The organism is Komagataeibacter swingsii (assembly GCF_003207895.1).
Taxonomy (GTDB): domain Bacteria; phylum Pseudomonadota; class Alphaproteobacteria; order Acetobacterales; family Acetobacteraceae; genus Komagataeibacter; species Komagataeibacter swingsii.
Genome location: NZ_NKUB01000045.1, coordinates 1 through 14,466, shown reverse-complemented (window position 1 = coordinate 14,466; position 14,466 = coordinate 1). Strand labels below are relative to the sequence as shown.

Below are 14,466 nucleotides of genomic sequence, written 5' to 3'. Positions count from 1 at the left end.
ACCCCGCCTGCATAAAGGTGACAGAAAAGGAATCACAACAGATTCATCTGCATCAAGCACAAAATTCAAGAACAGCAGATTTGTGGGTAACTGCAAGCCTCGTCGGATGCTTACGTTTATGAGGCAGATGGCAACATCCAGAATCGGGTTCTTTTCCTGTTGGATGAGGTTGCTCGTCTTGGGCGGATGCGAATCATGGCAACGGCGCGGGATGCAGGCCGGAAATATGGCATCACTCTGAGGCTACTTTACCAGTCGGTCGGCCAGCTTGAAGAACAATGGGGGCGCGAGGGAAAGCGGGCATGGTACGAGGCGGCCGCGCATCGGACATATGTTGCGATCTCTGACCTCGATACGGCAAAGGAACTAGAAGAAACCTTTGGTCAGTATGGCGTCATGGCGACATCCGAAGGTAGTAATTCCGGCACGTCGGGAAAGGGGTGGGAAGCCGGCAACCGCTCACGCGGTACGAACACCAGCTACCACGAAATTAGTCGTCCCCTGATCCGCCGTGAAGAGTTGCTCAATGATGCGCGGGTGGATGAAGCGTTTGTTGTGGTTCGGGACGGTCGCCCATTGCGTTGTGGAATGCCGATCTATTTCCGGCGGCCTGAAATCAGGGAAAAGATTGCAGCTAATCGGTTTAATAAGCACTTGGGGTGAGGTTCGAGAGGGTATAATCAATGTTGAAAAATGAACCTGTGGTTGTCAAAACAACCACAGGTTTAGTCATTTTGGTACGATCAGGTGAACAAGCGAGGCACTTACGAATAACGCTACTGTGCTAAGCGCCCAGATGCCGATGAACCAGCCGATACGCTGGCTAAGTCGCCGGGGCGCGTTGTCCCCATTGCCTTGTACGATTTCAATGATAGCCATCTGCTTCCGTTACCTTTCCGCGGAACACGCGATAGGAGTAAACCGTGTAGGTCAGGATGATCGGCAACAAGATGACGGTGCCGACCAGTTGGAAAAACTGACTGGAAGGGGGAGATGATACATCCCACAGCGTCAACTCGGGTGGAACAGCATATGGCCACACCGTAATCCCGAGGCCGGACAGGCAGAGAAAGAACCATCCGAGAGCACACAGGAAAGGTCCTTTGGAATGTCCACGGCGCAGACCGATGGTCAGCAGAAAACCCAGTGCGATTACCAGAAGGGGAACAGGTGCGACAAATGCGATATTTGGCCACTCGGTCCAGCGCCGCAGGTAGGGTGCGTGCAACATGGGCGTCCACAGGCTGACAGCTACGATACATACAAACAGCCCGATCGCCAGCAGCTTCGCCCATTTCCGGCAGGAGGCTTCCAGCACATCGGTCGTACGCCAGATAAGCCAGGTTGCACCCAGTAGGGCATAACCGCACATGACGGCCACTCCGCACAGCACGCTGAATGGGGTTAGCCAATCCAGTGAACCGCCAACAAAAGCCCCGTCCACGACCTTGATTCCCTGGACGACCCCTCCAAGGATTGCGCCCTGACAGAAGGCCGCGATGCCCGATCCTGCCATGAAGCCAGCGTCCCACAGTTTTTCGCGTCCAGTGCCGCGTGTCATGATACGAAATTCAAAGGCCACACCACGGAAGATCAGGGCAACCAGCATGAGCACGATCGGCAGGTAGAACGCAGGGAGTAGTGTTGAATAGGCCCCAGGAAAGACCCCATAGAGCGTAGCACCGCCAAGGACCATCCACGTTTCGTTCCCATCCCATACAGGGGCGATGGTGTTGACCATCACATCCCTGCGGGCTTCATGCCGCTCTACGGCGAACAGCATTCCAATGCCAAGGTCAAAGCCATCAAGGATGACATAGATGGTGATCGCAGCGACCAGAATAACGGCCCATATGATCGGAAGCCAGTATGCGACGTCCATCATGTTCAGGCTCCTTCGCCAGAAGAGGGATTGATGACTTTGGGATGAGTGCTTGTGGCCAGAATATTCGGGGCATGAGAGGGGCTGGTTTCATGTTCACCTTCTTGTGGCGCGCGTGCCAGCAGGCGGCCCAGAATGCCGATCCCTGATCCGAATACGATTACGTAGACCACAACAAAGACGGTCATCGTCAGCGCCATATTGGACAGGGCGATTGGGGAAACACTGTCGGATGTCCTGAGCAGACCGTAGACGGTCCAGGGCTGACGGCCGACCTCGGTCGTAACCCAGCCGCACAACAATGCGATGAAACCGGTGGGCGCCATGCATACGGCGACCCGATGAAATCCTGGACTGCTAAACAGGGTTCCTCTGCGCCTTAACCAGAGCGACCAGAACCCGACAAGAACCATCAGCATCGCCAGCGCGATCATGATGCGGAAGGAAAAGAAGATCACGGGAGAAGGCGGCCGCTGGTCACGCGGGAAATCCTTCATGCCCGGTACTTTACCATTCAGGCTATGTGTCAGGATGAGTGACCCGGCCAGCGGCAGCCTGATAGCATAATCCGTATGTTCGGTTTTCATGTTGGGAATACCGAACAGCAGTTCCGGGGCACGCGCTTCTGATTCCCAATCCCCTTCCATCGCGGCAATCTTGACCGGCTGGTATTTGAGCGTGTTCAGCCCATGGGCGTCACCGGCGAGGACCTGTAGCGGGGCAACGAAGGCAGCCATCCACATTGCCATGGAAAACATCAGGCGCACCGGTTCGCTCGCCTGTGTGCCCGCACGGCGTGCCTTGAGCAGATGCCACGCCCCTGTCGCTCCTACTATAAAGGCAACCGAAAGAAAGGCCGCCAGACCCATATGCACAAGCCGGAAAGGAAAAGAGGGATTAAAAATAATGGCAAGCCAGTCTGCGGGTATGAAGCGACCGGTAGCAGCATCAATTGTGTATCCTTGTGGCGTCTGCATCCATGAGTTTGACGCTAGGATCCATGTCATCGAGATGAGTGTACCGACCGAGACACAGCATGTTGCTGCATAATGCAGGCCGCGTCCTACTTTGTTCATGCCAAAGAGCATGACCCCGAGGAAGCCCGCCTCGAGAAAGAAGGCTGTCATGACTTCATACGATAGGAGAACACCTGTAATAGGGCCGGCTTTCCGGGAGAAGACCGACCAGTTCGTGCCGAATTCATACGACATGACCAGCCCGGAGACGACGCCCATGCCAAAGACGATCGAGAATATCTTGATCCAGTATCGGTAGAGGTCGAGATAAGCTGACCGCCTGGTTTTAAGCCATAATCCTTCCAGCACGGCCAGATAGGCAGCCAGTCCGATTGAGAAGGCGGGAAAAACAATATGAACGCCTACGGTAAAGGCGAACTGGAAGCGTGCCAGAAGCAGCGCGATATCGTGAGATGGTTGCATGGGTAATTCCCCAAATCGTGATCCAGCCGCATTTATAAGAAACGTAAAATTTCCATAAATGACAGACTGTCAGACGGTTTTATTGTTATAATATTCGCACTGCCTGATAGGCGTGTATATCTGTTCCGTTTTGGTTTTGGAAACGTCTTTGGTTATCATACAGTCATCTTTCTAATAATCCTTCAACCATGACATATTGATAAGTGCAGAGTCTTCGGATTGTCTGGTATGAGTTCGCCATTTTTTCATAAAAATGATCTTATACGAGACTGATAACGTTAAGATACCAACAGGCGTTTCCGCGTGATCTTTCCTGAGACAGTCGTGGGCAGATGTCTGACGAAGTGGACTTCCTTAAGACCAATCCAGCGACCGAGTGCCTGATTGACCCGTCCGATCATTTCCTCGGAAGAAGGTATGACTTTTACACCGGAGTTAGGTACTACATAGGCGACAGGTCGCTGCCCTCTCAGTTCATCGGGAGAGGCTACTACGGCACAGGCATGAACAGCCGGATGGGCGGCAATGATCTTTTCGATCTGCACACCCGAAATCCGTCGTCCTGCGACCTTTATGACATCGTCGGAACGCCCGAGCATATGCACGGCGCGGCTGGCCTCGATCATGCCTTCGTCGAAGGTACGATAATACCGGTTCGTTTCATCAAGATAGGCGGCAGGAACACGGATCGCTCCATCCTTCCATACGCCAGCCAGGCAGCCGGGTGGCAGCGGCAGGGAGAGGACAATTTCCCCGCACTGTTCACCGGGTATGGACGGCACGATTTCCGGACGGAAACCCGGTGCGGGCCGCCCAATGTCATTCATGAGCGGGACCGGATCGCGCTCGGGCAGGCCAAAGAAATGGGCGGTGATGCTCCACCCGGTTTCAGTCTGCCACCAGTGATTGACCACGGGTTTGCAAAAATAGGATCGTGCCCACTCCAGCAATGTCGGGTCCGCATATTCTCCGGCCACGAAGATGCGGGCAGGAGTTGGTAGGATCGCTCCTGACAGGTTGCGGCTTTCCTGCCGCATGAGGCGCATCTGTGTTGGTGTGGTGAACAGGCATTTCACGTCATGCTCATGGCAAAGCGCGCGGATGGCGGAAGCCGATGCGCCGCCTTCCACGATCACGCTGGTGCAGCCGCTGATCAGCGGCGCATAGACGCCGTAGGAATGGCCAACCACCCAGCCCAGATCCGATGTCGTGAAGAAGGTGTCACCGGGTTTGCAGCCGTAGATCAGATCCATGGACAGGGCGAGAGCGACAGCGTGGCCACCATTGTCACGCACAATGCCCTTCGGATGACCTGTCGTGCCGGACGTGTGAAGAATATACAGGGGATCTTCGGAGCGCAACGTGACCGGTTCTGCCGGTGCGGACTGTTCCAGCGTATGGAAATCATGATCCCGCAGTGGCATGAATGATGTCTGACATGCTGCGCGTTGCACAATCACGCAGGCCTGTGGCCGGTACGCTGCTAAAGCAAGTGCATCATTCAGAGCAGGGGCAGAGGGAATAGGCGTCTGGCCCTGAAAGCTGCAACTGGCCATGATAATGACTTTCGGAGCCACATCATCAATCCGTCGTGCCAACTCCGGTCCGGCATAACCGGCGAAAACCACAACATGCACAGCCCCTATCCGCGCGCATGCCAACATGGCTATGGCTGTCTCGATCATGGTCGGCATGGCGATCAGGACGCGGTCGCCTTTCCCCACCCCGAGCGAGCGCAGGCCACCGGCAAACCCGGCTACCCTGCCCTGCAGTTCCCGGTAGGTTACCACCTGCCGTTCCTTCGTGGCGCAGGAATGCCAGATCAATGCCGCCTGTTCACCGCGACCATTTTCAACATGCCGGTCCACGGCGTTGTGGCAGGTATTGAGCGTGGCGTCAGGAAACCAGTCATGCCAGCCATCCGCCCGCGTCCTGCATGCGGTCATGGGTGCCTGCTTCCATGTGATGCGTTGCGCCGCCTCCAGCCAGAACGGCTCTGGCTGATTCAACGCCGCATCGTGCATCGCCTCATATGTTGTCCATGGAAGCATGGCGTTTACTCCGTTCAGGCTACAGGCACGTCTTTGCCGGTGATCTGGCTGGCCAGCCACGCGGCATCGCGCGAAACGCCTGAGAACCGTCCCGATCCCCAGGTGTGCAGCCATGGCAGGCCGAGGAAGTAGAAGCCCGGCGCATCGGTCACGCCGCGATGCCAGACCGGCTTGTTGGCTCCGTTGAAGACCGGCACGTCGATCCAGCGATAGTTCGGACGGAAACCGATGCACCAGAGGATCGAGGTGATCTCGGCGGCCTTCAGGTCCAGCGGAGCGTTGCTGCCATCAGGCTCCCAGACCGGCACATAAGGGGCTTCGGTCGGGGCCGTGATCCCTTCACGGGCGATGTAGGTGTCGATGGATTTCTTGATGTCGGCATTGGTCCTGTCCGCATCATCAAGGTTTTCCGCAAGATCCGGCGCGAAGTGCGCCACTTCGTCACGGATGGTCTCCAGCGTGCCGTGCAGGCCCACGCCTTCCTTTGCAAACAGTCGCAGATCAAGGTCATGCCCGCCATTTCGGCCCGTGACGTAATGATTGGTCTTGTCGCGTGCGCCATCACGCAGGGGGTGATTATCCACCGTCAGATCGTAGAAGTGCATATCCGCAAGCCAGTCCACCACGTCGCGGCCACGGTAGAAGCGCGAGACACGCGGAGCGGAGCCGACGCAAAGGTGGACCTTGCGTTTTTCAAGAAACAGGTCCTCGACGATCTGCGCACCGGACTGACCGCTGCCCACGACCAGGACTGCCCCTTCAGGCAACTGGGCGGCATTGCGGTAATCCTGCGAGTGAACCTGATGGATGGCAGGGTCGATCGCGCTGGCGTAACCGGGGATCACCGCATCCTGATACGCGCCCGATGCGATGACCACATGCTTCGCGTGCCACGTCTCACCACCTGCCACCACGCGATAGCCACCACCTTCATGGCGGGTGATGGAGGTAACGGCTGTGTGCTCGCGCAGGGGCGGATTGAAGGAGGCGACAAAGCCCTTCACGTAGTCAATAATTTCCTGCTTCACCATGAAGCCGTGCGGGTCTTTCCCCTTGTAGGGATGACCGGGAAGTTCGCACTGCCAGTTGGGTGTGACCAGGCAAAAATTGTCCCAGCGTTCATCGTCCCACGAATGGCAGGCCGTCTTTGCCTCAAAGACGATGTGCTCCACTTTCTCGCGGCAGAGATACCAGCTCATGGAGAGCCCGGCCTGTCCGCCGCCCACGATGATAACGGGGATGCTTTTCTCGTTCTGTGTCATGGTCGTTCTTTTCGTCTCAATAGCTGAAAGACAGGATGCGCACCTGCGCATCGGACTGGTTTAGAAAAGGCGCACCGGTCTGCCTTATGGCCTGAAGCTGGCCAAGGGCGCGGCTGCATGGGAAGCCGTAGCGGGCGCGAACCCGCTCGCTGGCGTCCGTCAGGGCGGTGTCCGCCTTTTCAAGAAACTCCCGGACCGGATAATCCTGACCGGTCGTGAAGTGGTCTCTTATGACCAGCGATGGGGAGTAACAGTCAGTCTCCTTCCCATCGGGCCAGCGCACGCGAAAGGTCATTTCGGGCATGGTGAAAGAACTCCTGAAGCAATGGCATCGGTGCGCGACCGCGCTGCCAGACACCGATATGCGGGGAGGTGCCGACTGGCGACATGGCCCCAGTCGAAACGGCGGGCGGTTGCGGGGCCGCTGACCCGGAAATGGTCACGGTTTTCGACGCGCAGGGCGTCGCGCAACGCCATGAACAAGGTGTCGGGGTGCGCCGGTTGGCACCACAGCGCATCCGTTGCCGAAAAATGCTCCGTGAAAGGTGCGATTGCCGGCACAATAACAGGCGTGCCGCAAGCCAGGGCTTCCAGCGGGCACAACCCGAACCCCTCGGTTACGGATGGATAGGCCAGCAGGTCCGCCTGCCGATAGAATGAAGGCATGTCTTCATCCGCAACCGGCCCGGTGATGGTGACATGATCGGCCGCACCGCTTTCGCGCAGACGCGCCATGAATCGATTGCGGTAAGCAGAATGATCCAGCAGTGAGGCCCCGCCCGCCACAACCAGATGCACATCAGGCTGTTCGCAGCGAAGGGCCAGAAATGCGTCGAGCAATTGCAGCGTGTTCTTGCGCCGCTCGATCCCGCCCACGGACAGGATCAGGTGACGATCGGCAGGCAGATGATACCGCGCCCGCAACGTGGCATCGTGCGCGGTTTCTACGGGCGAAAAGCGCACGGGATCAACCCCGTTGCCCACGACCGGGGCTTCGCGGCCATGGTCGTTGCGCAGGACATCTTCCCACATTGTGCTGACGGTAAACAGTTCGGCCGCCGCCCTGATCCCCCGTTCCTGCCGCGCGGCAAGGACTGGGTGCGTGAAATGGTCAAGATGGTGGACCGTGCGGGCAAAGCCCGGTATCCGTCCCTCTTCCACCAGTTCGGCCAGTGCATTGGCGCTGATCGGGTCCTGCGCATGCAGCACGTCAAAATGCTGCCCACGCAGGGCGTCCCTGATCTCGCCAATGCGGCGTTCCACCAGCGTTGGCAGGTCGGTCTCAGGCACGGCCGGGATGCAGTTTGTGGCGCAGCGGGGCGTGCGGAAGAAACCGGCCCCTGTCACGTCCGGCGCAATCAGCGTTGCGTCATGGCCCGCGTCACGCAGGGCTTCCGCCAGCGCCATGCCGTGCACCACACCACCGCGCGGATTGGTCGAATGGGTCAGGATGCCAATGGACAGACTCATGACACAAACCCCATGAGCGGCGTCCGGGCGAGATCCCAGAAGGTTTCTTTCTCCCCGTCCCATATGATATCAAGGCGTCGTGTCATATCGCACTGTCCGATGATGGCGGCAGTGATCCCGCGTGCCTGAAAACGTGCGATAATTGCCCGGGCATCCTCGGGACGCGCCGTCAGCAGATAGCCATAGCTGGGGAATGCGGACAGCCAGCGTTCCATTGGTGCATCGTCGGGACGTGGAATGTCATCGAGCGTGATGGTCATGCCGATACCCGAACATTCGGCCAGCATGAGCGCGGTGCCCAGCAGTCCGGCCATGCTGATATCCTTGGCAGCGCGGCTCAACCCGTCCTCGGCAATGCCGGGCAAGAGATCGAGATCATCTCGAAGGCGTGCCGCCCCCTCAGTATGACACAGTGCGGAACTGGCATCCCAGAACGGGTGCGGGTCGTGCCAGCGGCCGCGCAGGTCGATGGCGGCGATCAGGACTTCGCCCGGTCGGGCATCGAAACTGGTCAGCAGATGACGGGCACGGCCAAGGATCGCCACCGACAGCGAATTATGGGTGCTGCGCATGTTGGTGTGTCCACCAACAACCGGCACGCCATAGGTGCGCGCACCTTCATGCAGACCGGTCAGAATGGACGCGGCCGCCTCGGACGTATCGCTCCACAAAGCATCCACCACCGCCACGGGACGGCCGCCCATCGCCGCGATGTCGCTGACATTGACCATCACGCCGCAATACCCGGCAAACCATGGCATTGAGCGGACAAAGCTGTCCTGAAAGCCCTCACTGGCCAGCAGGAGATAGCCATCGCCATCCGGGATCGCGGCGCAGTCATCGCCAAGACGGACAGCTTTGGCGCCTGTCCCTAAAATCGCGCTAACTTCTGCAATGTCCTGCTTAGCCGCAAGAGAGCGCCCCATACGGAGCGTGCGCAGGAGTGTGGTGAGTTCATGTGTCATCACGCCACCTGTCGTATCCGGGGTTGCGGACGCAGCAGCCAGGTCTGATCCAGACCGTGCGCCGGATAGCGTGACAGATCAGCCTCCATGTCGTGATGCGGCAGGCCATGCAGCGTAATGACGCCGAGACTTTTCCAGTGCAGGCGACGGAAGAACAGCACATTCTGTTCCTGCACCTGGGCCAAAAACCGTGTAGCCCCCAGGCCGTGTGCCGTACTGACGGCCATGCGGATGAGTTCCGCCCCGATCCGCCCCAGCTTGCGGTGATCAGCATGCACGGCCAACCGGGAACCGCGCCACACACCGGGCTCTGCTTCGTGAATGCGCACTGTTCCCACGATCCGGTCCGGCATCCCCGCCATGCAGCAGGCGGCGATGATGGGAATGGCGACCTCATCAATCGCGTCGCGGTCATCCTCTGCAAAAACATGCTGTTCACTGCAGAACACTTCACGGCGGAGCGCATGATAACCGGCACGCTCCCATGGCGTGCGGGCAAGGCGCACAACATATTCCGTCGGAATGAACGGCCGGTCTTCCATGCCTTCGAGGATCGTGCTCATTGTTCGTACGCCGAAAGCGAGGAACAGGCGCCACAACGACCACACCCGGCCCGGATATCGGTGGATTTCATGTTCGCTTCCCGGAGCATTCGCCCAAGCGGTGCCAGCACGGATTTCATAAACTCGGCTGAAGGCGGAACATGATTTTCCAGCGGAGTGCCGGAAATGGGCACAAACGGCACCACGAAGGGATAGACCCCGAGCGCAATCAGACGCTCGGCGAGAGCAAGAATGTCCTCGGTGCTGTCGCCAAGACCGGCCAGAATGTAGGTATTGACCTGCCCACGACCGAAGATCGGCACGGCGCTGGCGAAAGCGTCCATGTAGCGATCGACGCTGACCGTGGCCTTGCCGGGCATGATCTTCTCACGCACTACCTGCGTAGCGGCTTCGAGATGCATACCCAGACTATCGGCTCCGGCTTCCCGCAAACGCTGGAACCAGCCGTGATCACGTGGCGGCTCGCACTGAACCTGAAGCGGCAGATCCACCGCCGCCTTGATGGCACGCGCTGACTCCGCCAGCACGGCAGCACCCCGATCAACCACATTGGGCGTGCCGGTCGTCAGCACCATGTCGCGCACGCCGTCCAGTTCCACAGCAGCTTTGGCAACTTCGGCAAGCTGCGCCGGTGTCTTGTAAGCGATCGTCCGGTCCGCCTCCAGCGATTGGCCAATGGCGCAAAACTGGCAGGATGTGCGCCGGTCGGCATAGCGGATGCAGGTCTGGTGCACCGTGGTCGCCAGCGTGTCACGGCCATGCAGTAGCGCGATCTTCCAGTAGGGAATACCGTCTGTCGTGCTCAGCCCGTAAAAGCGCGGGGCAGCCGGGAAATGGATCGTACCTACTGCCCGCCCATCGCGTAGCAGCATGCTGGTCCCGTGCTGGTCTGGCGGGCTGGCCTGAAACGGTGAATGCTGCGCGCCAGACGTATAGACCGGAACCATGACGGTCTGGCCCGCAATGGTGATCGTCTTGTGATCCGAAGGACCAGCGCCTCCCTTGCGGGCAATGCCGCCGGTCTGCTCGCCGATCTGCAGTCCAAAGGACTGGAGATCGGTAACGAGCTTGCGACCAGAAAGTGTACCGAGCGTCGGAATGGTCATGACGCAGCCTCATCTGTAGATGTGGAAACCGGATCGGCTTCACCAACGTAATGAACGGTACGGGCAGGCCGCCGATCCTGAAGCAGACTAAGCAGTTCAGGTCGTGCATAATGTCCTACAGAGTCCATCATCCGTTTGCGCTTGGTGATAAGAGCGAAATCAAGATCGGCAATCACCATCCCCTCACCTTCCGTCAAAGGCGGGGCCAGAAGCTTACCTTCGGGAGAGACGATGGCGGTAAAGCAGCCTCCTCGCAGCGGCCCTTCAAGTGCAGGGTCTCGCGCAATATCCTTGATCTGATCTTCCGTCAGCCAACCCGTGGCATTCACAACGAAACAGCCGGATTCCAGAGCGTGATGACGGATGGTGACTTCCATCTGATCGGCGAAGATCTGCCCCACCAGTGAACCGGGAAACTGGGCGCAGTGGATTTCTTCATGCTGTGTCATCAGCGCGTAGCGCGCCAAGGGGTTGTAATGCTCCCAGCAGGCCAGCGCCCCGATGCGGCCGACAGCACTTTCAACAACCTTGAGACCAGCGCCATCGCCCTGCCCCCAGACCATGCGCTCATGATAAGTCGGGGTGATCTTGCGACGCTTGAGAAGGATCTCACCTGTCGCGTCGAAGACGATCTGCGTGTTATAGAGTGTGCCAAAATCCCGCTCATTCACGCCCAGCACGACGACCATGCCGGTATCACGTGCGGTTTCGGCAACCATGTCCGTCACCGGACCTGGAATGATGACGGCGCGTTCATAAAGTTCCAGATGTTCGCCGCCGAAACGGAAAGCTGGCTGGATGAACGAGAAGTAGGGGTAATAGGGCACGAAGGTTTCAGGAAAGACCGCCAGCTTCACACCTTTTTCGGCGGCTTCACGGATGGCCTGACAGACTTTCCGGGCTGTCCCCAAACCGTCATCGCCGAGGACGGGACTGATCTGGATGGCAGCAGCGCGAACGATACGTGACATGGCTTGCGGTCCTTCCTTTGGCCTTTAGAGAGTCCAGGTATTGAGGATGAAAGCGTTGTCACGACGCGCAAGGAGGATAATGTCGAGCACGTCCTGCGGGTTGATCGGCGTGATGCCGGGGATCAGGTTCTGCTCGCCGTAGCCGTAAAGGGCCTGAAGCGCGAAGCGGCAGGCATAGACTTTGCCGCCCTCTTCGAGGATTTTCGCGATCTGCTTGTTGCAATTCATGTGGCCCGGAAAGGCTTCGTCGCCCAGGCGGGGAAAGCCGCGCTGCACACCAAGGGTCACACCCGGGCCATACAGCAGCACCGACGTCTCGAAACCTTTGCGGATCAGGCGGGTAGCCTGCAGCAGGTTGACGAACCCGACCGACCCTTCATTGGCCACAGTATGGAAGGTGATAAGGGCTTTTTCGCCGGGTTTGGCTTTGACGTCCTCAAAGACCTTGTTTTCATAATTGACGAAGCAATCGCCATCTTTGTACGGAGTGTGTTCGACTTTCGGCATGATGTATCTCCATGTAGTGCGGTCTCTGGCGAGATGCCGGGGCGACCGCAACACCGGGAGAAAACGTGACATGGAATGCGCCAACTACAAAATTTTGTATGGATACCTTTTTGGGTACAAAAAAAACAAAGAGACAAATAGGAAGCCATTTAAGGCGGACGAAAGAAGACAATAAATGATAAAATGCCAGACAATGATGGGGTATATAAATAACTCATTGTTTTTGCTTGATACTTAAATCACGCATTTGTGAAAACCTCAGAGGCCTTGTTTTCTATGAATGCACAGATTCACCGTCGAATCAGTAGGTTGCGCCGATTCACGGTGTAGCGGCGAGATCACACAATATCGGCAAAACCGGGGGAGCGTTTGTGCTGCAGGACAGACATCACGCCATGCAGAGATTCTTCAAGGCTCGCCGCATCTGGAGCGCTGCCTAGTGCAATCCGCGCGCGCTGCGGGGGTTCGCCACTGATGGTGAAAACGGTGCTGGGAACCAGCGCCAGTCCCCGCCTGCGGGCGTAGGCGACAAAATCCGCGCTGCCCCACCAGTCTGGCAGTTTCAGCCAGACATGCGGTCCGTCGGGGTTCATACAGTGTCTTTCCCCCAACACCCTGCGGGCGATCGACTGGCGCAGGCGCAGTTCCTTCTGGATCGAGTGGAGGATCGTGTGCGCCTGTTCCGTCTGCATCCACCGCGCCGTCAGCGCACTGAGCAGGCCGGCATTGGTGAGCGCGATAGCTCGAATAGCCGCTGTTACCCGTCGAGTCATGTCAGTATTCGGCAGGGCAACATAGGCCGTGCGTAGGCCCGGACTGAGCGTCTTGGCAAGGGTAGCCACGTAGCTGACACGGCTATGGTCGAGGGCCGCCAGCGCCGGTAGCGGATTGTCCATCAGCAGGCTGTAAGGGTCGTCCTCGGCGATATGCAGATGATGGTGCTGGGCGACCTTCAGGATGTCCTCGCGTCTTTGCAGGGACATCGTGGCCGTGCTGGGATTGTGGATGGTTGGAATGCAGTAGAGTAAGCGGGGATGATGTTCGGCACAGACCCGATCAAGCTGGTCTGGCATCATGCCTTCCATGTCGCTGTCCACACCGACCAGAATAAGGTCAAACTGCGCTGCTATGGTCCGGATACCGGGATAGGCAATGCGGTCAGTGACAATAACATCGCCGGGTTGGGTATGAGTGCTGACGATTGCCGCCAGAGCGCTCTGTGCACCGGGCGAGACAAGGATTTCATCCGTTCGGCGCTGGCCGATGACGGGCGCGATCCATTTCGCGCCGAGTTGGCGTTCTTCCAGTGTGCCACCCGTTACCCGGTAAGACATCAGGCTGTTCAGATCCTGCTGCTTCAGGATGGCCGTAATATCGTTCTGGATAACGCGTTGAAGGGGCGGGTCCTGCGGGATGGGCGGCAGGTTCATGGTCAGGTCAACCACGGCGGGACCGGTATGACGCCAATGACTTTCCCCTGCGCCAACACGAACAAAGGTACCCCGACCAACTGTTGCGTCAATCAGACCCCGACGATGGGCCTCGGTAAAGGCGCGCGTCACGGTTGTCAGGTTGGTTCCGATATGGCTTGCGATGGTTCTCTGGGGCGGCAGTCTATCGCCTTCTCTCAGATCGCCTTTGCGGATGGAAAGTGCCAGCGCATCAACGAGTGTCAGATACATCGCATTCGGGCTTCGGCTGATTTCTTCTTTCCAGTGAGCCAGATAAGGATAATCGGACATGACAAATGGCTTCCATATATTCGACAGAAATTTATTCGATCATATTCCATACAAACAATGCAATAATCTACAAAATAGATTGTGGATAGACTTGAGCGGTCAATGTGCGTGAGCAGATAGAGGAGATGTTGTTTGTGTTGTATCAAGAAAATTAAGAGCAAGGAATTCGTCCACGAGGCTATCAGTTTCTGTTCATCTCCAATGGGTTGACCCGATAATTGAACAAGAACCTTCGATGCAAATTTGCTTTGCATCCAGGGGGTATTCTGGAACAGTTCAATCCCACCTTACTCTAATTGTGATGTCATGATTGGGATCGGTACATAAAACGGGCACAGATATACGCTAAGGATTATCGGTTGTTAAGCGGCATGGAAAAGTGACCCCTTTGGAAGGGGGACAGGCAGTCAAAAACGACCCCTTTCTGAGAAACGGGTTCACGATGGCCTTCATGCTGAATGGAGGCCCGGTTTGGGATGCTTGTTGTGGAAACAATTGGAAAGATCCG

At 57.6% G+C, this 14,466-nt stretch carries 14 protein-coding genes; 1 reads left to right on the top strand and 13 read right to left on the bottom strand.

Annotated features, from left to right (window positions below):
- The first annotated feature begins 90 nt into the window (after positions 1-90).
- Positions 91-663 carry a type IV secretory system conjugative DNA transfer family protein gene (locus CFR76_RS16300; RefSeq protein ID WP_264986399.1) on the top strand — a complete coding sequence of 191 codons (573 nt, stop codon included), beginning with the start codon at positions 91-93 and terminating at the stop codon, positions 661-663.
- Positions 664-729: 66 nt separating this feature from the next.
- Here CFR76_RS16300 and CFR76_RS16295 read toward each other — a convergent pair whose 3' ends face one another.
- The 13 genes from CFR76_RS16295 to CFR76_RS16235 all read right to left on the bottom strand — a co-directional run bounded on the left by CFR76_RS16295 (position 730) and on the right by CFR76_RS16235 (position 13,958).
- The gene (locus tag CFR76_RS16295; protein ID WP_007397858.1) at positions 730-879 is read right to left on the bottom strand and encodes a DUF2474 domain-containing protein; all 150 of its coding nucleotides are present in this window, start codon (positions 877-879) and stop codon (positions 730-732) included.
- A complete protein-coding gene (cydB, locus tag CFR76_RS16290; RefSeq protein WP_006115550.1) occupies positions 866-1,885 on the bottom strand; it encodes a cytochrome d ubiquinol oxidase subunit II in 1,020 nt (339 codons plus the stop codon). Before cydB ends, CFR76_RS16295 begins: the two co-directional genes overlap by 14 nt.
- Before the next feature lie 2 nt (positions 1,886-1,887).
- A complete protein-coding gene (locus CFR76_RS16285; protein ID WP_006115551.1) occupies positions 1,888-3,321 on the bottom strand; it encodes a cytochrome ubiquinol oxidase subunit I in 1,434 nt (477 codons plus the stop codon).
- A 278-nt stretch (positions 3,322-3,599) separates the two neighbouring features.
- Positions 3,600-5,372, bottom strand: a complete 1,773-nt coding sequence (locus CFR76_RS16280) for an AMP-binding protein (RefSeq protein WP_025440008.1) — start codon at positions 5,370-5,372, stop codon at positions 3,600-3,602.
- A 14-nt stretch (positions 5,373-5,386) separates the two neighbouring features.
- Positions 5,387-6,634 (bottom strand): MSMEG_0569 family flavin-dependent oxidoreductase, encoded by a 1,248-nt coding sequence (locus CFR76_RS16275; RefSeq protein ID WP_025440009.1) that lies wholly within the window; start codon positions 6,632-6,634, stop codon positions 5,387-5,389.
- A 16-nt stretch (positions 6,635-6,650) separates the two neighbouring features.
- On the bottom strand, positions 6,651-6,938 hold the full coding sequence (locus CFR76_RS16270; protein WP_010515873.1) for an MSMEG_0570 family nitrogen starvation response protein: 288 nt from the start codon (positions 6,936-6,938) through the stop codon (positions 6,651-6,653).
- The gene (locus tag CFR76_RS16265) at positions 6,926-8,104 is read right to left on the bottom strand and encodes an MSMEG_0565 family glycosyltransferase (RefSeq protein ID WP_025440010.1); all 1,179 of its coding nucleotides are present in this window, start codon (positions 8,102-8,104) and stop codon (positions 6,926-6,928) included. Before CFR76_RS16265 ends, CFR76_RS16270 begins: the two co-directional genes overlap by 13 nt.
- Complete coding sequence (locus tag CFR76_RS16260) at positions 8,101-9,072, bottom strand: sll0787 family AIR synthase-like protein (protein WP_025440011.1); 972 nt, start codon at positions 9,070-9,072, stop codon at positions 8,101-8,103. The genes CFR76_RS16265 and CFR76_RS16260 overlap by 4 nt, the downstream gene beginning before the upstream one ends.
- Positions 9,069-9,632 carry an MSMEG_0567/Sll0786 family nitrogen starvation N-acetyltransferase gene (locus tag CFR76_RS16255; RefSeq protein WP_025440012.1) on the bottom strand — a complete coding sequence of 188 codons (564 nt, stop codon included), beginning with the start codon at positions 9,630-9,632 and terminating at the stop codon, positions 9,069-9,071. The genes CFR76_RS16260 and CFR76_RS16255 overlap by 4 nt, the downstream gene beginning before the upstream one ends.
- Positions 9,629-10,738, bottom strand: coding sequence for an MSMEG_0568 family radical SAM protein (locus CFR76_RS16250; RefSeq protein ID WP_025440013.1), 1,110 nt, complete (start codon positions 10,736-10,738; stop codon positions 9,629-9,631). Before CFR76_RS16250 ends, CFR76_RS16255 begins: the two co-directional genes overlap by 4 nt.
- On the bottom strand, positions 10,735-11,709 hold the full coding sequence (locus CFR76_RS16245; protein ID WP_025440014.1) for a Nit6803 family nitrilase: 975 nt from the start codon (positions 11,707-11,709) through the stop codon (positions 10,735-10,737). Before CFR76_RS16245 ends, CFR76_RS16250 begins: the two co-directional genes overlap by 4 nt.
- A 24-nt stretch (positions 11,710-11,733) precedes the next feature.
- Complete coding sequence (locus tag CFR76_RS16240) at positions 11,734-12,216, bottom strand: MSMEG_0572/Sll0783 family nitrogen starvation response protein (protein ID WP_025440015.1); 483 nt, start codon at positions 12,214-12,216, stop codon at positions 11,734-11,736.
- A 338-nt stretch (positions 12,217-12,554) separates the two neighbouring features.
- Positions 12,555-13,958, bottom strand: coding sequence for an aminotransferase-like domain-containing protein (locus CFR76_RS16235; RefSeq protein ID WP_025440016.1), 1,404 nt, complete (start codon positions 13,956-13,958; stop codon positions 12,555-12,557).
- Positions 13,959-14,466 lie beyond the last annotated feature (508 nt).